The 24,501-nt window shown below is 64.4% G+C and carries 24 protein-coding genes and 1 tRNA gene; 7 read left to right on the plus strand and 18 right to left on the minus strand.

Annotated features, from left to right (window positions below; all coding sequences use genetic code 11):
* Positions 1–419: 419 nt before the first annotated feature.
* From rplL to JQ573_RS09335, 9 genes are all read right to left on the minus strand, one after another.
* Positions 420–797 carry a 50S ribosomal protein L7/L12 gene (rplL, locus tag JQ573_RS09295; protein ID WP_092115002.1) on the minus strand — a complete coding sequence of 126 codons (378 nt, stop codon included), beginning with the start codon at positions 795–797 and terminating at the stop codon, positions 420–422.
* 54 nt (positions 798–851) lie between these two features.
* Positions 852–1,370, minus strand: coding sequence for a 50S ribosomal protein L10 (gene rplJ, locus JQ573_RS09300; protein WP_092115003.1), 519 nt, complete (start codon positions 1,368–1,370; stop codon positions 852–854).
* Positions 1,371–1,949: 579 nt separating this feature from the next.
* Positions 1,950–2,903 carry a 2-hydroxyacid dehydrogenase gene (locus JQ573_RS09305; RefSeq protein WP_212309672.1) on the minus strand — a complete coding sequence of 318 codons (954 nt, stop codon included), beginning with the start codon at positions 2,901–2,903 and terminating at the stop codon, positions 1,950–1,952.
* A gap of 197 nt (positions 2,904–3,100) precedes the next feature.
* On the minus strand, positions 3,101–3,793 hold the full coding sequence (rplA, locus tag JQ573_RS09310) for a 50S ribosomal protein L1 (protein WP_029081784.1): 693 nt from the start codon (positions 3,791–3,793) through the stop codon (positions 3,101–3,103).
* Positions 3,794–3,799: 6 nt separating this feature from the next.
* Entirely contained in the window at positions 3,800–4,228 is a 429-nt protein-coding gene (gene rplK, locus JQ573_RS09315) for a 50S ribosomal protein L11 (protein WP_066499365.1), read from the minus strand.
* Positions 4,229–4,358: 130 nt separating this feature from the next.
* On the minus strand, positions 4,359–4,892 hold the full coding sequence (gene nusG, locus JQ573_RS09320) for a transcription termination/antitermination protein NusG (protein WP_044538613.1): 534 nt from the start codon (positions 4,890–4,892) through the stop codon (positions 4,359–4,361).
* Between the two features lie 20 nt (positions 4,893–4,912).
* Positions 4,913–5,104: a preprotein translocase subunit SecE gene (gene secE / locus JQ573_RS09325; RefSeq protein ID WP_044538526.1), complete on the minus strand. Its 192-nt coding sequence runs from the start codon at positions 5,102–5,104 to the stop codon at positions 4,913–4,915.
* Between the two features lie 327 nt (positions 5,105–5,431).
* The gene (locus JQ573_RS09330; RefSeq protein WP_249131558.1) at positions 5,432–6,715 is read right to left on the minus strand and encodes an ATP-binding protein; all 1,284 of its coding nucleotides are present in this window, start codon (positions 6,713–6,715) and stop codon (positions 5,432–5,434) included.
* A gap of 47 nt (positions 6,716–6,762) precedes the next feature.
* The gene (locus tag JQ573_RS09335; RefSeq protein WP_212309674.1) at positions 6,763–7,509 is read right to left on the minus strand and encodes a response regulator; all 747 of its coding nucleotides are present in this window, start codon (positions 7,507–7,509) and stop codon (positions 6,763–6,765) included.
* Between the two features lie 313 nt (positions 7,510–7,822).
* Here JQ573_RS09335 and JQ573_RS09340 point away from each other — a divergent pair, with 313 nt between their 5' ends.
* A complete protein-coding gene (locus tag JQ573_RS09340; protein WP_249131559.1) occupies positions 7,823–8,620 on the plus strand; it encodes a DUF3313 domain-containing protein in 798 nt (265 codons plus the stop codon).
* Between the two features lie 5 nt (positions 8,621–8,625).
* Here JQ573_RS09340 and JQ573_RS09345 read toward each other — a convergent pair whose 3' ends face one another.
* Positions 8,626–10,239: an acyl-CoA synthetase gene (locus JQ573_RS09345; RefSeq protein ID WP_212309676.1), complete on the minus strand. Its 1,614-nt coding sequence runs from the start codon at positions 10,237–10,239 to the stop codon at positions 8,626–8,628.
* Between the two features lie 53 nt (positions 10,240–10,292).
* Positions 10,293–11,057 carry an FCD domain-containing protein gene (locus JQ573_RS09350; RefSeq protein ID WP_212309677.1) on the minus strand — a complete coding sequence of 255 codons (765 nt, stop codon included), beginning with the start codon at positions 11,055–11,057 and terminating at the stop codon, positions 10,293–10,295.
* Between the two features lie 175 nt (positions 11,058–11,232).
* On the opposite strand from JQ573_RS09350, the gene JQ573_RS09355 reads away from it, so the two are divergent.
* The gene (locus JQ573_RS09355; protein ID WP_212309678.1) at positions 11,233–12,438 is read left to right on the plus strand and encodes an ABC transporter substrate-binding protein; all 1,206 of its coding nucleotides are present in this window, start codon (positions 11,233–11,235) and stop codon (positions 12,436–12,438) included.
* A gap of 64 nt (positions 12,439–12,502) precedes the next feature.
* Here JQ573_RS09355 and JQ573_RS09360 read toward each other — a convergent pair.
* Positions 12,503–12,578 (minus strand) — tRNA-Trp (locus tag JQ573_RS09360).
* Positions 12,579–12,747: 169 nt separating this feature from the next.
* Between JQ573_RS09360 and JQ573_RS09365 the strand changes: the two genes are divergently transcribed.
* Positions 12,748–13,971, plus strand: coding sequence for a serine hydrolase (locus tag JQ573_RS09365; RefSeq protein ID WP_212309679.1), 1,224 nt, complete (start codon positions 12,748–12,750; stop codon positions 13,969–13,971).
* A 173-nt stretch (positions 13,972–14,144) separates the two neighbouring features.
* Here JQ573_RS09365 and JQ573_RS09370 read toward each other — a convergent pair whose 3' ends face one another.
* Complete coding sequence (locus JQ573_RS09370; protein WP_092115009.1) at positions 14,145–14,912, minus strand: SDR family NAD(P)-dependent oxidoreductase; 768 nt, start codon at positions 14,910–14,912, stop codon at positions 14,145–14,147.
* A gap of 75 nt (positions 14,913–14,987) precedes the next feature.
* Positions 14,988–15,695, minus strand: a complete 708-nt coding sequence (locus tag JQ573_RS09375; RefSeq protein ID WP_212309680.1) for a histidine phosphatase family protein — start codon at positions 15,693–15,695, stop codon at positions 14,988–14,990.
* Positions 15,696–15,848: 153 nt separating this feature from the next.
* On the opposite strand from JQ573_RS09375, the gene JQ573_RS09380 reads away from it, so the two are divergent.
* From JQ573_RS09380 to lepB, 3 genes are all read left to right on the plus strand, one after another.
* A complete protein-coding gene (locus JQ573_RS09380) occupies positions 15,849–16,634 on the plus strand; it encodes an SDR family NAD(P)-dependent oxidoreductase (RefSeq protein WP_212309681.1) in 786 nt (261 codons plus the stop codon).
* Positions 16,635–17,281: 647 nt separating this feature from the next.
* Positions 17,282–18,451 carry an acetylornithine deacetylase gene (gene argE / locus JQ573_RS09385; RefSeq protein ID WP_212309682.1) on the plus strand — a complete coding sequence of 390 codons (1,170 nt, stop codon included), beginning with the start codon at positions 17,282–17,284 and terminating at the stop codon, positions 18,449–18,451.
* Positions 18,452–18,605: 154 nt separating this feature from the next.
* On the plus strand, positions 18,606–19,364 hold the full coding sequence (gene lepB, locus JQ573_RS09390) for a signal peptidase I (protein WP_212309683.1): 759 nt from the start codon (positions 18,606–18,608) through the stop codon (positions 19,362–19,364).
* Positions 19,365–19,528: 164 nt separating this feature from the next.
* On the opposite strand, the gene JQ573_RS09395 is transcribed toward lepB, so the two are convergent.
* Entirely contained in the window at positions 19,529–19,849 is a 321-nt protein-coding gene (locus JQ573_RS09395) for a helix-turn-helix transcriptional regulator (RefSeq protein ID WP_092125718.1), read from the minus strand.
* A gap of 97 nt (positions 19,850–19,946) precedes the next feature.
* On the opposite strand from JQ573_RS09395, the gene JQ573_RS09400 reads away from it, so the two are divergent.
* Entirely contained in the window at positions 19,947–20,699 is a 753-nt protein-coding gene (locus JQ573_RS09400; protein WP_212309684.1) for an SDR family NAD(P)-dependent oxidoreductase, read from the plus strand.
* Between the two features lie 91 nt (positions 20,700–20,790).
* On the opposite strand, the gene JQ573_RS09405 is transcribed toward JQ573_RS09400, so the two are convergent.
* The 3 genes from JQ573_RS09405 to JQ573_RS09415 all read right to left on the minus strand — a co-directional run bounded on the left by JQ573_RS09405 (position 20,791) and on the right by JQ573_RS09415 (position 24,287).
* Positions 20,791–21,705 carry a DMT family transporter gene (locus tag JQ573_RS09405; protein WP_212309685.1) on the minus strand — a complete coding sequence of 305 codons (915 nt, stop codon included), beginning with the start codon at positions 21,703–21,705 and terminating at the stop codon, positions 20,791–20,793.
* Positions 21,706–21,860: 155 nt separating this feature from the next.
* The gene (locus JQ573_RS09410) at positions 21,861–22,919 is read right to left on the minus strand and encodes a phosphotransferase family protein (protein WP_212309686.1); all 1,059 of its coding nucleotides are present in this window, start codon (positions 22,917–22,919) and stop codon (positions 21,861–21,863) included.
* Between the two features lie 135 nt (positions 22,920–23,054).
* Positions 23,055–24,287 carry an acyl-CoA dehydrogenase family protein gene (locus tag JQ573_RS09415; RefSeq protein WP_212309687.1) on the minus strand — a complete coding sequence of 411 codons (1,233 nt, stop codon included), beginning with the start codon at positions 24,285–24,287 and terminating at the stop codon, positions 23,055–23,057.
* Between the last annotated feature and the right edge of the window lie 214 nt (positions 24,288–24,501).

Raw genomic sequence — 24,501 nt, forward strand, 5'->3', positions numbered from 1 at the left:
CCTTTGTGGGGCGAACCTTCCGGGACGCGATTGCCATCGCCCCCGGGTTGAATTTCGAATCGTCCCGAAGGAACGAAGCGCAAAGTCAGGAATTAAATCCCCGGCCTGGCCCCATCGCCTCCAAAACGCAAAACGACGCGCGAGGCGCATCACTGCACCCGCTCGTCCAAACGCTCCGCTTTACGGACTGAAAAAGCCCGAAATCTGACTGTCTCCCAACGGCTTCCGCCGGGTGCCCTGCCGCCCCCGCCGCCTACCGTGTTTTTCTGCTGCCAACCCGATATGGGATGGCAATAAAGGAGATTCGAGGGTTAAGTCCACGGATCCCCACACTTTTTTGTGTCCGACGCGCCACGCGACAACCTGTCGCACGCCGTTTGCAGGCCCGGGAGCGCCCTGCGGCGCTCCCGGATCGCGCATTACTTGAGCTCGACCTTGGCGCCAGCCTTCTCGAGCTGGGCCTTGATCTTCTCGGCTTCGTCCTTGTTGACGCCTTCCTTGACGGGCTTCGGAGCGCCTTCGACGAGGTCCTTGGCTTCCTTCAGGCCCAGGCCGGTGATGGCGCGGACTTCCTTGATGACTTCGATCTTCTTGTCGCCGGCGGCAGCCAGCACGACGGTGAAGTCGGTCTTCTCTTCAGCCGGAGCAGCGGCAGCGCCGCCACCAGCCGGGCCGGCAACCGCGACGGCGGCAGCGGCCGAGACGCCCCACTTTTCTTCGAGGAGCTTGGCGAGTTCGGCGGCTTCGAGCACGGTGAGGCTCGAGAGGTCGTCGACGATTTTCTGCAAGTCAGCCATTGATCTGTTTCCTTAAACGTTTGGTTCGAACCAGGTTTTGAGATTAGCGAAGGGTCAGGCCGCTTCGCTCTTTGAGGCATGAGCCTGAATGACGCGTGCGAGCTTGGCCGCAGGCGCGTTCGACAGCTGAGCGAGCTTGGTCGCCGGCGCCACGATGAGGCCCACGATCTTGCCGCGCAGTTCGTCGAGCGACGGCAGTGAGGCAAGCGCCTTCACGCTGTCGACATTCAGGACGGTTTTACCCATCGAGCCGCCAAGGATGACGAACTTTTCGTTCGCCTTGGCGAATTCGACGGCAACCTTTGGCGCCGCGACCGGATCGTTCGAAGTAGCGATCACAGTCGGCCCCTTCAGCAGGGAACCGATGGCAGCGACGTCAGTGCCTTCAAGAGCAATTTTGGCGAGACGGTTCTTCGAGACCTTCACCGACGCACCCGCCTGCTTCATCTGCATGCGCAGCTTCTGCATCTGGGCCACGGTGAGGCCGGAATAGTGAGCGACGATCGCAACGCTCGTGGCCTTGAAGGCCTCGTTGAGCTGTCCGACCGCCTCTTTTTTTGCCGCTCGTTCCACAGCAAGCTCTTTCCGGTTGGCGGCCTTTCCGCGAAGGCAGGACCGCCGGGTTGCACCCATCGTCCCGCCCTAAACCTGATCCGTTGGGCGCAAGACCCTTCGGACATGCCGGGCAAGACGACATCTAGAAGCCTGCCCTCCCAGAGCCTTGCGGCCATGGGCTGTCGAGGTTCGAACCAAACCAGCCTCCCAGCCGCGAACAGGCCGCGACGTGGAGCACAAAATCCGGTCTTCACCCGTCTATGCAGGCCATGCGATTAAGCCGTTGAAAACACGAAGTTCTCGCGGGCGCCTGCAGTCTCGGACAGGATCGGGCTATCGGCCGGGGCCGAACGCCCTGCTCTCATTCCGTTGGAGGCGACGGGTTTCCTTCCTTTCGAGCATCCTTGCGGGCATGCGGAAAGGAATGATCTCCTATCATCTCAGGTTTTCGGAATGCGAGCACGGACATGCCAGCAAGTGCCAGCACGCCCGGAAGCCGCTATGTAACCGGTCCCGCGCTACTTGCCAAGAGCAAATTTCAGACCAGTTTCACATTGCAGCCGGGGAACCGGTTCCGAGGCCGGAACCGGTTCCCGCTCAGGCGCCCCTTACCTCAAACGGCAACGGCTTGCCGACGAAGAACGCCTCGAGATTGGCGAGCACGCAGTCCTGCATCGCCACGTGCGATTCCAGGGTGTGGCCTCCGATATGCGGCGACAGCACGACGTTCGGCAGCGCCGTCAGTTCGTCCGGCGCGTGCGGCTCCTTCGCGAACACGTCGAGGCCGGCGCCGGCGATTGCGCCATCGGTCAGCGCCGCGACCAGCGCCTTCTGGTCGATGACGGAGCCGCGCGAGATATTGACCACGATCCCGCTGTTGCCGAGCCGGCGCAGGATGTCGGCATTGACGGCGTGAACCGTGTCCGCGCCGGCGCGCACCGCGATCATCAGCACACTGCACCAGTCGGCGAGCGCCTCGAGGCTCGGAAAGTGCTGATACGGCACGTCCTGCCGTGACCGGCTGAAATAACCGACCTCGGTCTCGAACGCCGCGACCCGCGCCGCGATCTTGCGGCCGATCTCGCCGAGACCATACACGCCGACCTTGCGGCCGCGCATGCCGGCCTGCGGCCGCATCATCGGCGACGGCTTGGCGGCGATCCAGTCGCCGCTGCGGACATAGTTGTCGGCGACCGGCAGGCGGCGCGTCGCCGCCAGCATCAGCGTCACCGCGATGTCGGCAACCGATGCGGCATTGGCGCCGGGGCTGTGGCCGACCGCAATTCCGCGCTTGGCGGCGGCGGCAAGATCGATCCCCTCATAGCCGGTGCCGTAGCAGATGATCGCGCCAAGCTTCGGCAGCAAGTCCATCGCCTCGCCGCCAAGCGGGGTCCCGCCCGCCGTGATCATCGCCCGGATCTCGCCAAGCTCCGCCGCCGAAAACATCTCGGTCGGCCGCTTGCCCGCGGCATTCAGCAGCTCGTAGCGCTCGCCGAAGCGCACCAGTTCGTTTCTCGGAAAGCGCGAATAGACCAGGACCTTATCGGGCATTGCTGTTGTTTCCTGCGAGAGGCTTCACCTGGAGCCTTTTCCGTTCCGATTGAATCGGGACGAGGCTTTGGATTCTCGTCTTGGCGGGTCTTCTTCACGCGAGCCGGTGGCCACTTCGCGCGAAAGCGCTCCGGCAAAACAAAGGGCGGAACCGGTTGCCCGATCCCGCCCTGTCTATCTCGTCACGGCCACAGACCTCAGCCGAGGATCGTGCCCGGCTCGACCTTCACGCCCGGGCCCATGGTGGACGAAACCGCCACGCGCTGGATGTAGGTGCCCTTGGAACCCGCCGGCTTCGCCTTGGAGACCGCATCCGCGAGCGCCTTGACGTTCTCGACCAGCTTGTCCTCGGAGAACGAGGCCTTGCCGATGCCGGCCTGCACGATGCCGGCCTTCTCGACGCGGAACTCAACCGAGCCGCCCTTGGCGCCCTTCACGGCGTTGGTGACGTCCATGGTCACGGTGCCGATCTTCGGGTTCGGCATCATGCCGCGCGGACCGAGCACCTTACCGAGGCGGCCGACCAGCGGCATCATGTCGGGAGTAGCGATACAACGATCGAAGTCGATCGCACCGCCCTGCACCTTCTCGACCAGGTCTTCGGCACCGACGACGTCGGCACCGGCGGCCTTGGCTTCCTCAGCCTTGGCGCCGCGCGCGAACACGCCGACGCGCAGCGTGCGGCCGGTTCCGTTCGGCAGGTTGACGACGCCGCGGACCATCTGGTCGGCGTGGCGCGGGTCGACGCCGAGATTGATCGCGATCTCGATCGTCTCGTCGAACTTCGACTTGGCGCGCTCCTTGACCATCTTGATGGCGTCCGCGAGCGGGTAGAGCTTCTCGCGATCGACACCCTCGCGGGCCTTCTTCAAACGCTTTCCGATTGCCATGGCCCGTTACCCCGCAACTTCCAGACCCATCGAACGGGCAGAGCCCTCGACCATCTTCATGGCCGATTCGATGGTGTCGCAATTCAAGTCCTTCATCTTCTTTTCGGCGATCTCGCGCACCTGCGCCTTGGTCACCTGGCCGGCCTTGTCGCGGCCCGGCGCCTTCGAGCCGGACTGGATCTTGGCAGCCTGCTTGAGGAAGAACGACATCGGGGGCGTCTTCATCTCGAAGGTGAACGAACGATCGGCGTAGATCGTGATCACCACCGGGATTGGGGTATTCTTCTCTTCCTTCTGGGTCTGCGCGTTGAACGCCTTGCAGAACTCCATGATGTTGAGACCGCGCTGACCAAGCGCGGGGCCGATCGGGGGCGAAGGATTCGCCGCACCGGCCGGGACCTGAAGCTTCAGGTATCCGGTCACTTTCTTTGCCATCTATCACTCCTGTTGTGCCGGACGGTGCCGGCGGTTTCAGGTTCCGTGGTTCGGTTGAAGGGGCTGGCGACCGCCTCCTCCCTCCCACGGCCTCTCACTTGACGCGGGGCATATACCCCACGCCGTCCGGTCAGACCACCTTTTCGACCTGACCGAATTCCAGTTCCACGGGGGTCGCGCGGCCGAAGATCGACACCGCGACCTTCACGCGCGAGCGCGCCTCGTCGATTTCTTCCACCACGCCGGAGAACGAGGCGAACGGGCCGTCGGCCACGCGCACGTTCTCGCCGATTTCGAACGACACCGACGCCTTCGGACGCTCCACGCCCTCCTGCACCTGGTGCAGGATCCGCATCGCCTCCGATTCCGAGATCGGCATCGGCTTGTTTTCAGCGCCCAGGAAGCCGGTCACCTTCGGGGTGTTCTTGATCAGATGGAACGCCTCGTCGGTCAGCTTCATCTTCACCAGCACATAGCCCGGGAAGAACTTGCGCTCGGCGTCGATCTTGCGGCCGCGGCGCACCTCGGTGACCTTCTCGGTCGGCACCAGCACCTGCTCGAACAGCTCTTCCAGCCCGCGCTGCTTGGCCTGCTCGCGGATCGATTCCGCGACCTTCTTCTCGAAGTTCGAATAGGCGTGAACGATGTACCAGCGCTTGTCCATCAATTGAGTTCCCATGCTCATCAGTGGATGCCCAATACCAGGGTGATGAGGTAGCGGATGACCTGGTCCGCGGCGAAGAAGAAGATCGAGGCCAGCGCCACCATCACGAACACCATGATGGTGGTGATGGTCGTCTCGCGGCGCGTCGGCCAGGTGACCTTGTTGGTCTCCGAGCGCACTTCCTGCAGGAATTTGAACGGGCTGAAAGCCATCGTGAGATCCGCGTCCGTCTCCGGACGATTTGCAACGTTTCAAGGAATCCGAACAGCCGACCTTGCGGACCCAGCCCTCGTTTGGAAGGTTGAGCCGACAAACGAGCTCGAATGTTCGGGGAATTAGGCCGCGCCGGATATCCGCGATCAAAGCGGGCCGGCTGCGAGTGCCGGGTATCTACTGCGAGACCGGCCAAAGGTCAAGGTCGGCGGGGTGCGCCCTACCCGGGGCCCCACTCGGGCAGATTGGAGCGGGGCCTCTCAAATCAAGGGCTTAGCCGGCGCCCGGCGATATCCCCGCTTGCTGCCGAGATAACCGTCGCTCGTCTAGGCCAGGGCGGGTTTTGGCGGCAGCAGCATCGATACAAGCAATCCACTCGGCTCCCGCAGCCTGAGTGCGATGCTGCCGCCATGACGTTGGGCAATATCCTGGGCAATCGACAGTCCCAGCCCAAAGCCGCCGTCCTGTCGTGCGTTGTCAGCCTTGAAGAAGGGCTCGAACACCCTGTCGTGCAGTGCCGGCGGGATGCCGGGACCATCGTCGGCCACCTCGATCTCGACGTGGTCGGCCTCCGTAAGGCGGAGCGTCACCACGACCAAGCTGCCGTGCTTGACAGCGTTCTCCACGACATTGGTGACGGCCCGCGACAGCGCACGGGGCCGGCAGACATAGGGCAGTCGCGCCGGCCCGGAATAGGACACCGCGTGGCCCGTGTCGGCAAAGTCCGAGCAGATCGTCTGCAGAAAGCTCGGCAGGTCGATGCACGACAGCGCCTCCGAGCGCGCATCGTCGCGAAGATACTCCAGCGTCTCGTTGATCATGCGCGTCATCTTGGCGATATCAGCTAGCATCGCCGTGCGCAGTGCATCTTCGCGTACCCGCTCGGAGCGCAACCTGAGCCGCGTCAGCGGCGTCCGCAGGTCATGACTGATGGCGGCCAGCATCCGCGTGCGGTCGTCGAGCAGCGCAGCGATACGGGTGCGCATATCGTTCAACGCGTCGGCAACCTGGGCGATTTCAAGCGGACCGCGCCGGTGCAGCACCTCGGGAGCCCGCGGCGAGCGGCCGAACGACGTCGCGGCGCGCGCGACTTCGGCCAGCGGTGCGATTACCCAACGCACCGCATAGACCGACAGCAACAGCATCGAGATCAACACGATAGTCGCCATCGCGGCCGCCGGACGGAGCACAAAGGACCAAAAGCGGCCGGTGGTCGCGACGTCGGCCATCAGCGCGTGGCCGTCGTCGAGCTTCACGATCACCTGTGACGCCGAGCCTGCCGGATGACGCAATTCCTCCAGCAACTCAATTCCAGGCTCGGCCGCCAGTTGCCGAAACGCCCGCATGGACGGCCGCGTCTCTCCGATCGTCCGAGGCACGAGTTCGCTCAACGCGACGCGCCTGACATCGAGACCGCCGCGCCTCGCTGCGGCCAGCAGCCCATCCGCTTCGGTTGGCGTCGTCGTGGAGCGCAGGAGCTGTGCGACCTCCGCGATCCGCCCCGCAAGAAACTTCTGCGTGTCGTTGACCGAGGGAGAATCGAACAAAAAAATGATGCCTGCCGCCGCGAGCGTGATGCCGATCAGTTCCGACAGCGCGACCAGGCTCATGATCTGCGCAGCGATGCTGCGCGGCATCAGCCGCTGCACCCACCCCATCATATCTGCTCGACCGCAGGCGTGAAGAGGTAGCCGCCGAGCCGCACCGTCTTGATCATCGAGCGGTCCTTCGGATCCGGCTCGATCTTCTGCCTGATGCGGCTGATATGGACGTCGACGCTGCGCTCGACCGATGCGATCAAACCGCCAAAGGCCTGCTCGATCAGTTGCTCGCGCGACAGCACCTGGCCGGGATTGCGGCAGAACGCCAGCAGCAGATCGAACTCGGCCCCGGTCAGCGTGATACGCACGCCGGCCGGGTCATGCAGTTCGCGCGTGGTCGGATTGATGCGCCATCCGGCAAAGGTCAAAGGACGTGGCCGGGAGCGCGACGCGGCGCCGCTCTCGACCCGACGCAACAGCGCGCGGATGCGGGCCACCAGCTCGCGCGAATTGAACGGCTTGGTGACGTAGTCGTCGGCGCCGAGCTCAAGGCCGAGGATGCGGTCGATATCCTCGCCCCGCGCCGTCACCATGATAATGGGGATCGTGGACGACATCCGCAGGCGCCGGCAGATGCTCAGTCCATCCTCGCCCGGCAGCATCACATCGAGCACGATGAGATCGAAGCTCTCGCGCTTGAGCAACGCATCCATCTCGATGGCCGAACCGACCAGCACCGCTCTGAAGCCGTTGTCCTGCAGCACCTCGGCCAGCATGCGCGCGATATCGGCGTCGTCCTCGACGCAGAGAATGTGCGCGTTGCTGACGGGGAGAGCCACGAGATCGTATTCCAGGATTTGCATCACGGCATTTTAGAGGCGTCGGCCTCGGATGCGCAGCGAGCAAATATAGCGTTTTGTTAAGCCTGCACGGCCAAATGTGGCTCAAATAGGTCGCACGGTTTCGCGGTCTATAACTGACTTAATATCTCTTAATCCCGGTCTCGGCGGCCCCGCCCTATCGTGACATGCGATCGTTTCCGGGGTGAGCGGTCGTTCGAGGGGCAATATGAGAATCCAGTTTCTACCGGGTGCTGCGACTGATGGGCAGCGCACGGGCCGGGCGCAGCTCGATCGCCGGTATGTTCGGTCGTCCTCGCTTGCCGGAGTTGCGGCAATGGCGCTGTTGTCAGGCTGCGCCAGCGCGCCGATGACCACGGGCGGATCGCTGGCATCCTACGACAAGCTGACCCCATCCGACGGGCTGCTCGCGAAATCGCTGGTTCACGTCAACAAGGACGACGTGCTCGCCGCGAAGACGGTGCGGATCGTGCCGACGACCTTCGCGCAGTCGGCCTCGCCGACGCTGTCGCAAGAGCAGCGGCACCTCGTCGCCAACATGATCGACCGTTCGCTCTGCGTCGGCCTCAGCGATCGGCTCCAAGTCGTCGCTCCCGATCAGCCAGCCGATCTGACCGCGCACGCGCTCGTCACCCAGGCGGCGCCCACCGATGAGGTCGCCGCGGGCGCCTCCACGGTGATCGGCTTTCTGCCGACCGCGCTCAGCGCCAACGTGCCCGTCCCGATACCGCGATTGCCGGTCGGTCTCGGCAGCCTCACCGTCGAAGCCGAGGTGCGCGATCCGGCCAGCCATCAGCAAGCGGCGATGGTCTGGGCGCGCGGCGCAAATTCATTCACCAACACGCCGCGGGCTTCGAGCGCAGCTGACGCCTACGATCTTGCGTCCTCCTTCAGCGACGATTTCAGCAAGCTGGTCGTCACCGGCGCGACACCGTTCGGCAAGCCGCCGCAGCTGCCGTCACTCGACAAGATCGGCGCCTCGCTCGGCGGCAAGCCGAAATACGCGGCCTGCGAGGCGTTCGGCCGCAACCCCGGCCTGATCGGCATGGCCGCCGGCAAGCTTGGCTTGCCGCCGGAGTGGTCGGACAAGGCGCCTGCGACGACTGGCCAATAGCCGGTCTATCCGACAAAGCTCTTCTGGACCGCCTGATCCAGCGTGGCGCCACCGACGTAGCGCTGGCGCAACTCGCGTTTGAGCAGCTTGCCGCTCGGGTTCTTCGGCAGGGCATCCACGAAGATGACCCGCTTCGGCACCTTGAAATGGGCCATCGACGCCGCGCAGTGCTTGATCACGGCCTCGGCATCGAGGCTCTCGCCCGCCTTGACCACGACGATCGCGGTTACCGCCTCGATCCATCGCGGATCGGGCAGCCCGACCACCGCGACCTCCGACACCCCGGGCAGCCGGTAGATCATCTCCTCGACCTCGCGGCTCGCGACATTCTCGCCGCCGCTCTTGATCATGTCCTTCACGCGGTCGACGACGGTGATGTAGCCGTCGGCATCGACGGTCGCGAGATCGCCGGAATGAAACCAGCCGCCGGCAAACGCTGCCGCCGTCTTTACCGGATCGTTGTAGTAGCCGGACAACAGATGCGGCGAGCGATGCACGATCTCACCGACCTCCCCGACCCCGACGTCGGTCATGTCCGGCCTGACCACCCGCGTCTCGACATTGATCGCGGGTTTGCCGGCCGAGCCGGCCTTCGGCAGCTGGTGCTCCGGCGCCAGCACGGTCGCGAGCGGCGCGATTTCGGTCTGGCCGTAGAAATTCCAGAACTTCACGTCGGGCAGCCGGCGCTGCAATTCGAGCAGCACCTCGACCGGCATGATCGAGGCGCCGTAATAGCCCTTGCGCAGGGTCGACAGATCGGTGCGATCGAACGCGCCCGAGCGCAGCATCGCGATCCAGATCGTCGGCGGCGCGAAGAACGCATTGATCTTGTGGGCCGCGATCAGCGCCAGGACGTTGTCGGGCACCGGCTTGCCGGTAATGAGGCTGGTGGCGCCGAGATAGATCGCGGGCCCCAGGAAGACGTCGAGCTGTGCGCAGTGATAAAGTGGCAGCGCGTGCAGCACGGTGTCTTCGGTCGCCATGCCACCGTCGATGATGCAGCTGACATACTGCCACATCACGGCTTCATGGGTCAGGATCGCGCCCTTCGGCAGCGACTCCGTGCCGCTGGTGTAGATGATCTGCGCGGGATCGCGGCTGTCGACCGAGGCCTCCGGCGCCGACGCGTCGCTGTGCAGCAGGCTGTCGAACGTCGTGATGCCGTCGGGCGCGGTGGCCGGATCCTCGCCGGGCAGCCAGATCAGGGTTTCGACCGCCGAGCCCTTGGCGGCCGCGGTGTGCGCGGTCTCCACGAAATCGGGGCCGACCGCGAGCAGCTTCGCGCCGGAATTGGCGAGGATGAAATTGATCTCGTCGGGATTGAGCATGAAGTTGATCGGCACCAGGATCGCGCCGATCCGCGCCACCGCGAAGCGCAGCGCGGCGAAACCATGCGAGTTGCGCGACAGCACTGCAACACGATCGCCCTTCGCAATGCCAAGCGCAAGCAAGCCGCGCCCGAGCCGATTGCAGATCGCGTCCATCTCCGCGAAGCTCCAGCTCACCTCGCCGCAGATCAGCGCGGTCTTGTTGGGGTAGCGCTTGGCCGACCGGCGCAACAGATCGCCGATGCTGTGCTCGCGGGCGCGCTGGATGGTTGCTGCGATGTCTCCGCTCATTTGTCCCTCCCGAATGTGCTTTTTGTCGTTGTGTTGTTTTCGCCGCGCCATCGCTATTGCCGGGCGGCGTAGGCATGTTCCATGTAGGTGTGCTCGACCGAGCGATCGAGCGAGGCGATCTTCTCAAAGCCGCGCCGCCAGTCCTGCAAATGCCGCCGGGTCCACAGCACGCCGGCCTCCTTGTCGCGCCGCGTGATCGCATCGAGGATGTGGCGATGCGCCTCGACCAGGCGCGCGCCGCCCTCCGGCACGCCGCCAACGATCATCTCGGTGGTCGGAAAGAACAGCTGCGCGGCGGGCTCGCGGGCGAGCTGCAGCACGCGGTTCTGCGAGGCCTTGGCCATCAGCACGTGGAATTCCGCATCGAGCTCGGCGAGATCGGCGGGATTGCCGGCCACCGCAGCGCTGCGCTCGAGATTGCCGGCGAGTTCGGCGATGTTCGCCTCGGTCGCACGCTCCACCGCGCCCTCGACGCTCGCGACTTCCAGCGTCATCGACGTCTCGAACAATTCGCGGAACGTCACCTCGTGCAGGATCAGCGCGCGGGACAGCCGCGTGGCGAGCTTGTTGTAGCGCGGCAGGCAGGCCTGCAGGCGGCGGCTGGAATCGCGGCGGATCAGCCCGCCCTCCTCGAGCACACGAATGCCTTCGCGCACGGTCGAGCGGTTGACGCCGAACTGCGCGACGAGCTGCTGCTCGGTGCCGATCGGCTCGCCCGGCTTGATCCGGCCGTTGATGATCTCGCGTTCGATCGCGTCCGCGACCTTCTGGTAGGCCGGCGCGACATCGATGCGCCGGAACAGCGGCGTGGCGGACACCTCGGGCTCCCCATTGTCGTTTGTCGGACAAAGGATAAGCGAAGGCCTTTGGAGCGTCAAATAGGCAATTCTGGGCCGGATTGTCGCACCTGATCGGCCGGAATTGACACCGGAACCGGGCAAATCTAGCTTTGTCGGACAAGCCGATAAGAACACCCTGGGGAGGCGCATCACCATGAAATCCATCGTCACGAGTCTGTCTGCGGCCGGCCTGATCGCCGCCGCGCTGGCGGGGCCCGCGCTCGCGCAACAGACACCGCTCAAGATCGGCGTGCTGACCGATTTCCAGTCGGTCTATTCGGACATCGGCGGCGCCGGGAATGTCGAAGCCACCAAGATGGCGATCGAGGAGTTCGGCGGCTCGATGTTCGGCAAGCCGATCGAGCTCGTCACCGCCGACGCTCTCAACAAGGCCGACGTCGCCGCCACCATCACCCGCAAATGGTACGAGGCCGAGAACGTCGACATGATCATCGACATGCCGACCTCGGCGACCGCACTCGCCGGCATGGAGATGTCGAAGCAGTTCGAGAAGATCATGATCGTGACGGATGCGGCGAGCTCCGACATCACCGGCAAGTCCTGTTCGCCCTACACGCTGCACTGGACCTACGACACCTACGCCAACGCCCACACCGTCGGCAGCGCGATCGTGAAGAACGGCGGCGACAGCTGGTTCTTCATCACCGCCGATTACGTGTTCGGCCACTCGATCGAGCGCGACACCGGCGATGTGGTCCGCGCCGCCGGCGGCAAGGTGCTCGGCAGCGCCCGGCATCCGCTCAACACGCCGGACTTCTCCTCCTTCCTGCTGCAGGCGCAGTCGTCGAAGGCCAAGATCGTCGGCCTCGCCAATGGCGGCGGCGACACCATCAATGCGATCAAGCAGGCCGCCGAATTCGGCATCGTCGCGGGCGGGCAGAATCTGGCTGGCATCGTGATGTTCATCTCGGACATTCACAGCCTCGGGCTGAAGCTCGCGCAGGGCCTGATCATCACCGAGGCCTACTACTGGGATCTCAACGACCGCACCCGCGCCTTCGGCAAGCGCTTCTTCGAGCGCATGAAGCGGATGCCGACCATGAACCAGGCCGCGACCTACAGCGCCACCCTGCACTACCTCAACGCGGTGAAGGCCGCCGGCACCAGGGAGACCAGGCCGGTGCTGGCGAAGATGCGCGCGACCCCGGTCCGCGACGCCTTCACCGACAATGGCGTGGTGCGCGAGGACGGCCGCATGGTGCACTCGATGTTCCTGTTCGAGGTCAAGAGACCTGAGGAATCCAAGGCGCCGTGGGATTACTACAAGGTGCTCGCCGAGGTGCCCGGCGACCAGGCATTCCGGCCGCTGAAGGACGGCGGCTGCCCGCTCATCAAGTGAGTGAACACAATCATGGCCGGGGTCCAGGACCTCGGCCAACACGTTCAAATGATTGGGGAAAATCTGGCAGGAGTGGCAGGGCTCGAACCTGCGACCCCCGGTTTTGGAGACCGGTGCTCTACCAATTGAGCTACACTCCTGCAGGGAACCTGCGTCGCCGCCGGTTCGCGCCGTTTCAAGCACAGGGCATGGCCGGTTTGCAAGGGCGAAGCGGTGAAGCTTCTGTTCATTGCAAAACTTCTGCGCCAGACTTCGGCCACCAGTTCACGTCGGCGCTCCGCCGCAAGAATCAAGAACCCGGGAGAGACCATGAACGCCCAGACCGCCACCAAGCAGGCCGCCAGCCAAACCACCCCGTCCCTCCCCCTCGCCAAGCCCGAATCGATCGGACTGTCGAGCACGCGGCTGCAGGCACTGTCCGACACCTTCAAGCGCGAGGTCGACAAGGGAACCGCGCCCGGCTTCACGGTGCTGGTGGCGCGGCGCGGCCAGATCGGCTGGTTCGATGCGATTGGCCGGCAAAGCCCAGCGGCCTCCGCGCCGATGACGCATGACACGATCTTCCGCATCTTCTCGATGACCAAGCCGATCGTCTCGGTCGGCATCATGATGCTGCTGGAGGACGGCCACTTCCTGCTCAACGACCCCGTCGCGAAATTCATCCCCGAATTCGCCGAGACCAAGGTCGGCGTCGAGCACAACGGCAAGCTCGAGCTGGTCCCCGCGCAGCGGCAGATGACGATCCAGGACCTGCTGCGCCACACCTCTGGTCTGACCTATGACCACACCGGCAACGGCCCGGTGCAGCAACTCTACCAGCAGTCGCGGCTGCGCAGCCGCAAGATCACCAATGCCGAGCACGCCACCATGCTCGCCGGCATGCCGCTGATCTGCCAGCCCGGCGCCGAGTGGAACTACAGCCGCTCCACCGACATCCTCGGCCGCATCATCGAAGTCGTCAGCGGGAGGACGCTCGGCGAATTCCTCACCGAGCGCATCCTCTCGCCGCTGCAAATGAACGAGACCGCCTTCCACACGCCGGAGGCCAATGCCGGCCGCCTCGCCGAGGCCTTTGCCAACGATCCCTGGACCAATGAGAAGGTGCAGCTGTTCAACATGCTGGAGAAGCCGGCGATGGAATCCGGCGGCGGCGGACTGGTGTCGACCACGATGGACTATGCCCGTTTCGCGCAGATGCTGCTGGGCGGCGGCTCGCTCGACGGCACCAGGATCATCGGCCGCAAGACGCTCGAATTCATGGCCTCCGACCACCTCGGCGCCGGCGTCAAGGTCCAGGGCACGCTGGTGTCGCCCGGCCACAGCTTCGGCCTCGGCTTCGCCGTGCGCATGCAGCAGGGCATCGCTCCGTTCTCCGGCTCGGTCGGCCAGTACTTCTGGAGCGGCATGGCCGGCACGTTCTTCTGGATCGATCCGCGCGAAGACCTCATCGCGGTCTTCATGATGCAGGGCCCGGGCCAGCGCGAATATACCCGCTCGCTGGTGCGCAACGGCGTGTATGCGGCGGTGGAGTGAGGCGCGCACGCCTCCCTCGACATCCAACACTGTCATGCCCCGCGCAGGCGGGGCGTCCAGTACGCCGCAGCCCCTCGGCTCAATAATGACTGCCTCTGGAATACTGGATCACCCGCTTTCGCGGGTGATGACACCTTGAGTGTGTCGCGCGCTCTGCGCACCAACAGAGCGCGTCAGCTGATCGTCGCGCCGCCGTCGATCACGATGGTCTGGCCGGTGAGGAAGTCGCCGGCGCGCGAGCCCATCAACACTGCGGCGCCCGCGATCTCGTCGGGCACGCCGATGCGCAGCAGCGGCGAGCGCGCGGTCGAGGCCTTCAGCGTGTCCGGATTGTCCCACAGCGCCTTGGCGAAATCGGTCTTGATCAGGCCCGGCGCGATGCAGTTCACGCGGATATTGTGCTTGCCATATTCGCAGGCGAGGTTGCGCGCGAGCTGCATGTCGGCGGCCTTCGAGATCGCGTAGGCGCCGAGCACGGTCGAGCCCTTGAGGCCGCCGATCGAGGACACGATGATGATGGAGCCGTCCTTGCGCTCGATCATCTGCGGCACCACCATCGAGATCAGCCAGTTGTTGGCGACGATGTTGTTGTCGAGGATCTTGCGGAACTGATCGTCGGAGATGCCGGCGAGCGGACCGTAATACGGGTTCGACGCCGCGTTGCAGACCAGCACGTCGATCTTGCCGAAGGCGCGATTGCTCTCGTCGACCAGATTTTGCAGGTTTTCCTTCGACGAGATGTTGGCGGCGATCGCGACCGCAGTACCCTTGCCGAACTTGCCGTTGATGTCGCCCGCGACCTGCTCGCAGACGTCGGCCTTGCGCGAGGAGATCACGACCTTGGCGCCATGCTCGGCCATGCGCTCGGCAATGGCGAGCCCGATGCCGCGCGTCGAACCGGTGATGACGGCGACTTTTCCCTTCATGTCGAACAAGGTCATGTTTCTCTCCCTGATGTAAGGCGTTTGAATTCTGTGTTCAGCTTAGGCAGCGTTCCGGTGTTGCGATAGCGGCAATCACGCAAGCTTGCTTGCCGGCCGGACTTCAGGTCCGGACGGCTGATGCATCGCGGCATGGCGCGGATCGGCGATCCAGGGCTGCTGGTTCACCATCGGCAGCCGCCAGGTCGACAGGCCGATGCCTGCGATGTGATCGAGCCGCGTCACCGAGACGTTGTCGACGTCGAACGACAGACCTCGGTCGGGCTGGCCGCCGAGCGCGAGACCGACCGCAGCCCGGATCACGCCGCCATGGCCGACTGCGATGATGTTCTTGCCCGTCTCCGCAGCCGTGATCCGCACGATCGTGCGGCAGACCCGCGTATAGAGGTCCATGAAGCTCTCGCCGCCGGGCGCGGGCTCGTTGACGTCGGCAAACCAGCTTCTGCCGGGGGGCTGGCGCGCGAGCAGTGCGGCCCGGTTCATGCCCTGCCACTGGCCGAGATGCTGCTCGGCGAAGTCGCGTTCCTGAATCATGTTGGCCGGCTTCGGAAACCCGGCGGCCCAGATCGCTTCCGCGGTCTTGTGCGTGCGCTTCAGGTTGCTCGAATACCAGACCGCATCGCGCGGCAGCATCTTGGCGACCGCCTCGAACACTTCGATATCGCCGGTGTCGCAGTCGATATCCTCTTGTCCGTAGATGTTGCCGCCGTCGCTGCGCACCGGCGCGTGGCGAACCCACCACCACCGCGTCACCGTCACGTTAGGCTTGTCTGGATTGGACATCGGATGAGCCCTTCAATAGTGTCCCCCGTCGCTGTACGTCACGCCGCACATCGCCTCAAGTGCTTCGGACGTTTGAAATTTTGTTTGAATTCCGTCGCGCGGCAGACGCGCCAAGGATCACTCGAACTAACCACGTGAACAGGGAGAAAAACCATGGGCCGCCTCGAAGGCAAATCCGTCATCATCACCGGCGCTGGAAGCGGCATCGGCCGCGCCGCCTCGCTGCTGTTCACCAGGGAAGGCGCCAAGCTGATCGCGGTCGATCGCACCGAGGGCGTCAACGAGACCGCCAAGCTGGTGCGCGATGCCGGCGGCACCGTCGAAGCCGTCACCGCCGATGCCGGCTCGGAGAGCGACGTGAAGGCCTTCATCGACAAGGCGCTGTCGAAGTACGGCAAGCTCGATGCGATCTGGGCCAATGCCGGCGTCAGCGGCGGCCTCGTGCCTCTCGCCGACCAGACCCCGGAACATTGGCAGGAAGTGCTGCGCGTCAATCTGATCGGCCCGTTCCTCGCGATCAAGCATTCGATCCCGCACATGACCAAGCAGGGTTCCGGCTCGATCGTCTGCACCGCCTCCGTCGCGGGCCTGAAGTCGGGCGCCAGCGGACATCCCTACGGCGCGAGCAAGGCCGGCGTCATCAGCCTGGTGCAGACCACCGCCTACTCGCTCTCCGGCACCGGCGTGCGCATCAACGCGGTCTGCCCGGGCCTGATCGAGACCGGCATGACCAAGCCGGTGTTCGATCGCGCCAAGGAGCGCGGCACCCAGGACAAGATCGGCCAGCTCAATCCGCTGAAGCGCGCCGGCCAGCCGCACGAGCTCGCCGCCATGGGATTGTTTTTGGCGAGCGACGAGGCGTCCTACGTCAACGGCCAGGCCATCCCGGTCGACGGCGGCCTCACCGCGTCGATGCCGTATACGGGCAAGCCGATCTAGCAACGGTGCTCTCCGTTCGCGGTGCCGCATGTTCCTATAACGCAACGGCGGCGCCACACCCACAACTGTCGTCCCTGCGAAAGCAGGGACCCATACTCCGCAGCGGATGTTGTGAAGGGGACTCGTCGTTCCACCATCGCGCAACAATTCTCATTTGGGGTAATGGGTCCTGGCCTTCGCCAGGACGACGATGAGGATGGGCCGCAATTCAAGATGTCAAACAGCGTATTCGCTTTCATCACCTGCGCACGCGGGTGACCCAGTATTCCAGAGACGCCAGTGCTTCAGCCGAGAGGCCGCTGCGTCCTGGATCGCCCGGTCAAGCCGGGCGAAGACAGCGGTGGATGCCTTGCACACCATCGTCGTCCTGGCGAAAGCCAGGACCCATAACCACCGCATTTGCTTATGAACGGGACGACGGCCCCAGCGCCGCATAACAATTGCCACTTGGCGTAAGGGGTCCTGGCTTTCGCCTGGACGACATCACATCCGACGCGCATGGGGCGACCGACGTCGCCTCGCAATAACGTCCGGCAGCGGCCCGAATATTGCTTGGGCCCGGCAGGCAAACCAGCTGTTATACTTTGCTGGCAGGATCGCCGGCACATCAGCAATTCCTCGCACACTCCCTCGCACACGAACAGGCAATGCAAAACCAACGCCCCGACCGTATCCGCAAGCTCTTGGCCGACCTCGTCGCGTTCGACACCATCAGCGACCGCAGCAACCTGCCCTTGATCGACTACATCGAGCGCTACCTCGCCTCGCTTGGCGTCAGCGGACAGCGCATCGTCGATGACACCGGACAGAAGTCCTCGTTGTGGGTCACGGTCGGCCCCGAGGACAGAGCCGGGCTGGTGCTGTCGGGGCATACCGATGTCGTGCCGGTCGCGGGACAGGACTGGAGCCACAATCCGTTCGAGCTCGTCGAGCGTGACGGGCGGCTGTACGGCCGCGGCACCACCGACATGAAGGGGTTTGTCGCCGTCTGTCTCGCGATGGTTCCGGAAATGCTCGCGGCCGATCTGAAGACGCCGATCAATCTTGCGATCTCCTATGACGAGGAGATCGGGTGCGTCGGCGTGCGCCCGATGCTGCGCGACGTCGCACGCAAGCCGATCAGGCCGCTCGGCTGTTTCGTCGGCGAGCCGACCCGGATGCAGGTGATCATCGGCCACAAGGGCAAGCATGGCGTGCGCGCCACGTTCCGCGGGCTTGCCCGGCATTCCTCGATCGCGCCCGACGGCGTCAACGCCATCGAATATGCGGCCGACCTGATCACCGAAATTCGCCGCCGCGCCGCGCTGCTGGCCGCGGATGCGGAGCAAGACAGCCTCTACGATGTCCCGCACTCGACCCTGCTCACCAGCATCGTGCATGGCGGCGCCGCGCTGAACATCGTGCCCGACAGTTGCGTGGTGGAGTTCGAATGCCGCGGCATCGGCATCACCGAGTCCCGGCAGGTGACGGACGCGATCATCGCCTGGGCGAAAGGCGAGATCGAGCCTGACATGCGCAAGCGGCATCCGGAGTGCGGCATCGATTTCGAGGAAATCCTCGACTACCCCGCGCTCGACACCGCGGCGGACGCGCCGATCGTCACGCTCGCCAAGCAGCTCGCCGGCCGCAACGACCACGCCAAGGTCGCGTTCGGCACCGAGGCCAGCCTGTTCGTCAGCATGGCCGATGTGCCGTCGGTGGTGGTCGGCCCCGGCTCTATCGCGCAGGCGCACACGCCGGATGAGTTCGTCGAGATGTCGCAGCTCGAGGCTTGCGGCGAATTCGTCGCACGGCTGATCGCGCATTGTGCGAAGTGATGCGGTCATGTGTAGGGTGGATTAGCCGAAGGCGTAATCCGCCATCCGCGGACAGACGGCGGATTACGCTTCGCTAATCCGCCCTACAGAGCTGATTGCGCATTGCGCGAAGTGATACTCTGATGCGTAAGGCGTGAAACAGGAACCCGGGACCATGTCGACCGAGAAAGAACGTCAGCAAGGCGGAGTGGCGGAAACCTTCCGCGTGGCCGTGCAGGCGCTGCTCATCGCGCTGGTCATCCGCACGTTCCTGTTCCAGTCCTTCAACATTCCGTCCGAGTCGATGGAATCGACGTTGCTGGTCGGCGACTACCTGTTTCTCTCGAAATACAGCTACGGCTACACGCACTACTCCCTGCCCTTCTCGCCGCCGCTGTTCTCGGGCCGCATCTTCGGCTCCGAACCCAAGCCGGGCGATGTCGTGGTGTTCCGGCTGCCGAGCGACGACTCCGTTGATTTCATCAAGCGCGTGATCGGCCTGCCGGGCGACCGCATTCAGATGATCGACGGGCAGCTGTACATCAACGGCACCGCGGTCAAGCGCGAGCGGGTCGATGACTATGTCGATCGCGACGAGGGACCGCGCCCGGTCCGCGTCAAGCGCTGGCGCGAAACCTTGCCGAACGGGGTCAGCTACGACACGCTCGATCGCATCGAGCGTTCCGAATACGACAACACACAGGTCTATGTGGTGCCGCCGGGGCATTTCTTCGCGATGGGCGACAACCGCGACAACTCGGCCGACAGCCGCGTGCCGCCCGCGCGCGGCGGGGTCGGCTACGTGCCGTTCGAGAACCTGATCGGGCAAGCCAAGGTGATCTTCTTCTCGATCGGCAATGACGCGCCGGCATGGCAAGTGTGGCACTGGCCGTCCTCGGTGCGCTGGAACCGGCTATTCACCGGCATTCACTGATGTTCAGTGCGTAGGGCGGGTTAGCCGAAGCGTAACCCGCCGCTCCTGCGCTGCCGCACCGTCGGCGGAGTCCGCCCTACAAAGCCGCGGCGCCAGAAGCCGTAGCCCGCACGAGCGGAGCGACATGCGGGAACACTGCCCCGGGGTATCGCTTCGCTCCCGACCTACGCACTCTGTTCCGGATATCCCAGGATCGTCTTGAGCAATTTGGGAAAGCGCGCATTGATATCGGCTTCGCGCACCACGTTGCGATGCTCGACGCCTTTTTTCGAGGTTTGAATCAAGCCGGCTTCGCGCAGGACGCGGAAGTGGTTCGACAGCGTCGATTTGGCCATGCCAGGGCACGGCGCCGCGGCCGTGCACGACATGCAATCGCCCTGCTCGAGCAGGCCCCTGACAATCTTCAACCGCATCGGGTCCGCGAGTGCTGCCAGCACTCCGGCCAATGTGATGTCCTCACGCGACGGGTGAACGAACTGCACCATCACGAAATATATAGCGCTGCCCTTGAACAGCTTCAATAGTTCACTATTACTGAACTATTGAACAACTTGCGCATCCGCGCGGGCAATGGAGAACAAGATGAGCAAAAGACTCGAGGGCAAAGTGGCGCTGGTAACCGGCGCGTCAAAGGGCATCGGCGCGGAGATCGCCGTCCGGCTCGCCGCGGAGGGAGCCGCGGTTGCTGTCAACTACAGCGCCAGCAAACAGGCAGCAGAGCGTGTCGTGGATGCGATCACCGGCAAGGGCGGCAAAGCCATCGCCGTCCACGGCAATCTCACCAACGCCGGCCAGGTGAAGTCGGTGGTGGCTGAGACCGTCAAGGCGTTCGGTCCGATCGATATCCTGGTCAACAATGCCGGCCTCTACGAGTTCGCGCCGCTGGATGGCATCACCGCCGAGCACTTCCACAAGCATTTCGATCTCAATGTGCTTGGCCTGTTGCTGGTGTCGCAGGAAGCCGCGCGGCACTTCAATACGGCAGGCGGGAGCATCATCAATATCAGCTCCGGCGTATCGACGATCGCGCCGCCGAACACCGCCGTCTATACCGCGACCAAAGCCTCGGTGGACGCGATCTCCTCGGTGCTGTCAAAGGAACTGGCGCCGCGCAAGATCCGCGTCAACACCGTCAACCCCGGCATGATCGCTACCGAAGGCGTCGTTTCCGCCGGCCTTGCCGAAGGTGAGATGCGCAAGTGGATCGAATCCACCACGCCGCTGGCACGGATCGGCAAGGTCGAGGAGATCGCAGCCGCTGTGGCTTTCTTCGCCTCGAACGATGCCTCCTACATCACCGGCGAAACGTTGCACGTGACGGGCGGTCTCCGCTGAGGCGGTTGTTTTCGTCATGCCCGAATATCGGGCCTTGAACCTGCGATAGCCGTAGGGCGGATGACGCTGCGCGAATCCGCCCTACAAATCTTCACAACCCGTCCGGCGGCAGGCCCGGCCCCGTCGCGGCCGGGCGGAGCTTGTCGCGCTTGCGCTCGCGGTAGAAGGCATAGAGGCCGGAGGCGACGATGATCGCAGCGCCTGCGAGCATCTGGACGTCGGGCCTGTGGCCGAAGGCGAAATAGCCGAGCAGCATCGCCCACAGCAGCGCGGAGTAACGGAACGGCGCCACCGCCGAGATGTCGCCCGTGCGCAGCGACACGATGATGCATTGGTAGCCGATCAGGATCAGCACCGCGGCGAATGTGAGCAGGCCGAGGGCGTGGCCCGACGGCGGCTTCCAGCCGCCGAGCGGGACCAGAACGGCAGCGCCGGCCGTCGTCACCGTCACGGTGGTGAGCAGCGTGATGAACACGGTCGGCAGCGCCTTCGGGATGCGGCGGGTGGCGAGATCGCGGACCGCACAGAAGCCGACCGACGCCAGCGCCAGAAGCGAAGCCTGGCTGAAGCCCTCCGCCCCCGGCCGCACGATGACCAGCACCCCGATGAAGCCGGCGGCGATCGCAAGCCAGCGCCGCCAGCCGACCGGCTCGCCGAACACCAGCGCCGCGCCCAGCGTGATGACGAGCGGCAGCGCCTGGAAGATCGCCGACGCGTTGGCGAGCGGGATCTGCGAAATCGCCGAGAGATAGGTCAGCGTGCCGCCGATCTCGCCCATCACGCGCAGTCCGACCGGCCAGATCAGCAGTGCGCCAAGGCTGCGCAGCGCGTCGCGGTACCAGGCGAGTGCTGCGACGAGCACCATCGCGACCAGGCCGCGGACCAGCAGGATCTCGCCGATGTTGAGCTCCGCCGACACCGCCTTGGTGATGGCGTCGTTGGCCGTGAAGCTGGCCATGGCCGCCGCCATGAACAGGCTGCCGCGAAGATTCGAGGAAAGGGCCAAGGCGAAAGTGTCCGATCAGGACCAGGGCGGGCGTGGACCGGACTGACTTGCCAAAGCGGCGCAGCGAACTCAAGTCACAGATGGCTACAATGCGGAAACATGCCGCAGCCCGCAGAAGCGGCGCGAACCCTGGGGGATCGCGCCGCGTTTTCGGATCAGGTTGCGCCGGCCTTCTGCGCGTATTCCCATGACGCCTGCGACAGCGGCACGGTGCGCTTGGCCGACTCGAGGGCTTTGGCATTCGCGGCGGTGCCGTCGCGGACGCGGCCCGCAATGCCCTGCGTGATGCCGGCGAGGCGGAACAGGTTGTAGGAGAAGTACCAGTTCAGATCCGGCACAGCCATGCCGGTGACGTCGCAGTAGATCTGCGCGGCCTCGTCCTGACTCGGAATGTTCAACGCCTTGAGGTCGGCATTGGCGAGGCCCGGCATGGTCCACTGCATCAACAGATAGGTGAAGTCGGCCATGGGATCGCCGAGCGTCGACAATTCCCAGTCGAGCACCGCCTGCACCCGCGGCTCGGTAGCGTGGAAGATCATATTGTCGAGGCGATAGTCGCCGTGCACGACCGAGACGCGCTTCTGCTCCGGCACCGTCTTCGGCAGCCACTCCGCGAGCTTCTCGAATTCGGGAATGTGCTGCGTCTCGGACGCGCGATACTGCTTGGTCCAGCGGTCGACCTGGCGCGCAAAATAATTGCCGGGCTTGCCGAAATCGCCGAGGCCGATCTTTTCGGGATCGAGCATGTGCAGCTTCGCCAGCGTCTCGATCTTGCTGGTGAAGATCTTGCGGCGCGCCTCGGGCTGCTGGCTCGGCAGCGTCGGATCCCAGAACACCCGCCCCTCCTCCATCGACATGACGTAGAAGGCCGAGCCGATCACCGCATCGTCGGTGCACAGCGCGTAGGCTTTCGCGACCGGGAAATTCTGCTTGCCGAGCGCCGCGATGACGCGGAACTCGCGATCCACCGCATGGGCCGACGGCAACAATTTACCGAACGGACGGCGGCGCATCACGTAATTGCGGCCGGGGGTCTCGAGCTTGTAGGTCGGGTTGGACTGGCCACCCTTGAATTGCAGGACCTTGAGCGGGCCCTGATAGCCCTCGACGTGTTCCTGCATCCAGGCCGCGAGGTTCGCCTCGTTGATACGATGGCGCTCCTCGACTTCCCTTGTGCCGGAAAATTCTTCGTCTTTCCTGACGCCGTCCGCCACGGTGACGCTCCCTCAACTCATTTTTCTTGGCAGCACCGCCGGGCGCTGCCGCGATCAGGCTGGCGTGCCAGCCTGATTTCTCTTTTTCATTCTGAGCACGATGTCAGCGCGAACGCCATGCGTTCCGCATCATGCTCAGTGCGACGTGTTTGCATACTTCCGAAGTTCAAGTCTGGCAATGGCGCGATTGTGCACCTCGTCCGGACCGTCCGCCAAGCGAAGCGTGCGGATGTGGGCGTAATCCTTGGCAAGCCCGGCCTCGTCGGAGACGCCGCCGCCGCCATAGGCCTGGATCGCCTGGTCGATGATCTTCAGCGCCATGTTGGGCGCTGCGACCTTGATCATCGCGATCTCGGCCTGCGCGGTCTTGTTGCCGACCTTGTCCATCATGTCGGCGGCCTTGAGGCACAGCAGGCGGTTCATCTCGATGTCGGTGCGGGCCTCGCCGATGCGCTGCTCCCAGACCGAGTGCTCGATGATCTTCTTGCCGAACGCGGTGCGCGAGGCGAGCCGCTTCACCATCTTCTCCAGCGCCTCCTCGGCCTTGCCGATGGTGCGCATGCAGTGATGGATGCGGCCCGGACCGAGACGGCCCTGCGCGATCTCGAAGCCGCGGCCTTCGCCGAGCAGGATGTTTTCCTTCGGCACGCGGACGTTTTCGAGCAGCACCTGGGCGTGGCCGTGCGGCGCGTCGTCGAAGCCGAACACCGGCAGCATCTTCTCGACCTTGATGCCGGGGGTGTCGAGCGGCACCAGGATCTGCGACTGCTGCTGATGCTTGGCGGCGTTGAAGTCGGTCTTGCCCATCAGGATCGCGACCTTGCAGCGCGGATCGCCGACGCCCGACGACCACCATTTGCGGCCGTTGATGACGTAGTGATCGCCGTCCTTCTCGATGCGGGTCTCGATGTTGGTGGCGTCAGACGACGCAACCGCCGGCTCGGTCATCAGGAAGGCGGAGCGGATCTCGCCGTCCATCAGCGGACGCAGCCATTTGCGCTTCTGCTCCTTGGTGCCGTAGCGGATGAACACTTCCATGTTACCGGTATCGGGGGCGGAGCAGTTGAAGACCTCGGACGCCCAGGAGATGTGGCCCATCTCTTCCGACAGCAGCGCGTATTCGAGGTTGCTCAATCCCGCGCCGTGGAATTCGTCATCCTCATGCGAGGACGGCGGCATGAACATGTTCCAGAGGCCTTCGGCCTTCGCCTTCTTCTTCAGATCCTCGAGGATCGGGATCACCTTCCAGCGCGGGCCTTCGGCGTCCTGCTTGTCGTAGATCGGCACGGCGGGGCGGACATGCGTTTTCATGAAAGCCTGAACGCGCTCAAGCCATTCCTTCTGCCTGGCCGACATCGTGAAATCCATGGGACGCTCCTCGTTTCCTAGACTTGGGCTTTGCACTGGGGCCACGGAACTGGGCCTTGGCCGTTTGGGCAACATTGTTGACCCCGCCTCCGCGGCCCGCAAGGGCGTTCGCGAAAACGGCGGCGGTGGTGTGCCAGAACGCCGCCCCGCGATCAGCGGATTGACATTTCCGGCTCTTCAAACGATAGTTTCATACAAATGTTTGAAATGCAAC

This window comes from Bradyrhizobium sp. AUGA SZCCT0105 (genome assembly GCF_018129565.1).
Classification (GTDB): domain Bacteria; phylum Pseudomonadota; class Alphaproteobacteria; order Rhizobiales; family Xanthobacteraceae; genus Bradyrhizobium.

What these genes read in the sequence shown, in the direction of transcription:
- rplL (WP_092115002.1), bottom strand. Translation starts at nt 797, where the DNA reads ATGGCTGACTTGCAGAAAATCGTCGACGACCTCTCGAGCCTCACCGTG.
- JQ573_RS09305 (WP_212309672.1), bottom strand. Translation starts at nt 2,903, where the DNA reads ATGCCCGATAAGGTCCTGGTCTATTCGCGCTTTCCGAGAAACGAACTG.
- rplA (WP_029081784.1), bottom strand. Translation starts at nt 3,793, where the DNA reads ATGGCAATCGGAAAGCGTTTGAAGAAGGCCCGCGAGGGTGTCGATCGC.
- rplK (WP_066499365.1), bottom strand. Translation starts at nt 4,228, where the DNA reads ATGGCAAAGAAAGTGACCGGATACCTGAAGCTTCAGGTCCCGGCCGGT.
- nusG (WP_044538613.1), bottom strand. Translation starts at nt 4,892, where the DNA reads ATGGACAAGCGCTGGTACATCGTTCACGCCTATTCGAACTTCGAGAAG.
- secE (WP_044538526.1), bottom strand. Translation starts at nt 5,104, where the DNA reads ATGGCTTTCAGCCCGTTCAAATTCCTGCAGGAAGTGCGCTCGGAGACC.
- JQ573_RS09330 (WP_249131558.1), bottom strand. Translation starts at nt 6,715, where the DNA reads ATGAGCCTGGTCGCGCTGTCGGAACTGATCGGCATCACGCTCGCGGCG.
- JQ573_RS09335 (WP_212309674.1), bottom strand. Translation starts at nt 7,509, where the DNA reads ATGCAAATCCTGGAATACGATCTCGTGGCTCTCCCCGTCAGCAACGCG.
- JQ573_RS09340 (WP_249131559.1), top strand. Translation starts at nt 7,823, where the DNA reads ATGGCGCTGTTGTCAGGCTGCGCCAGCGCGCCGATGACCACGGGCGGA.
- JQ573_RS09345 (WP_212309676.1), bottom strand. Translation starts at nt 10,239, where the DNA reads ATGAGCGGAGACATCGCAGCAACCATCCAGCGCGCCCGCGAGCACAGC.
- JQ573_RS09355 (WP_212309678.1), top strand. Translation starts at nt 11,233, where the DNA reads ATGAAATCCATCGTCACGAGTCTGTCTGCGGCCGGCCTGATCGCCGCC.
- JQ573_RS09365 (WP_212309679.1), top strand. Translation starts at nt 12,748, where the DNA reads ATGAACGCCCAGACCGCCACCAAGCAGGCCGCCAGCCAAACCACCCCG.
- JQ573_RS09370 (WP_092115009.1), bottom strand. Translation starts at nt 14,912, where the DNA reads ATGACCTTGTTCGACATGAAGGGAAAAGTCGCCGTCATCACCGGTTCG.
- JQ573_RS09375 (WP_212309680.1), bottom strand. Translation starts at nt 15,695, where the DNA reads ATGTCCAATCCAGACAAGCCTAACGTGACGGTGACGCGGTGGTGGTGG.
- JQ573_RS09380 (WP_212309681.1), top strand. Translation starts at nt 15,849, where the DNA reads ATGGGCCGCCTCGAAGGCAAATCCGTCATCATCACCGGCGCTGGAAGC.
- argE (WP_212309682.1), top strand. Translation starts at nt 17,282, where the DNA reads ATGCAAAACCAACGCCCCGACCGTATCCGCAAGCTCTTGGCCGACCTC.
- lepB (WP_212309683.1), top strand. Translation starts at nt 18,606, where the DNA reads ATGTCGACCGAGAAAGAACGTCAGCAAGGCGGAGTGGCGGAAACCTTC.
- JQ573_RS09395 (WP_092125718.1), bottom strand. Translation starts at nt 19,849, where the DNA reads ATGGTGCAGTTCGTTCACCCGTCGCGTGAGGACATCACATTGGCCGGA.
- JQ573_RS09400 (WP_212309684.1), top strand. Translation starts at nt 19,947, where the DNA reads ATGAGCAAAAGACTCGAGGGCAAAGTGGCGCTGGTAACCGGCGCGTCA.
- JQ573_RS09415 (WP_212309687.1), bottom strand. Translation starts at nt 24,287, where the DNA reads ATGGATTTCACGATGTCGGCCAGGCAGAAGGAATGGCTTGAGCGCGTT.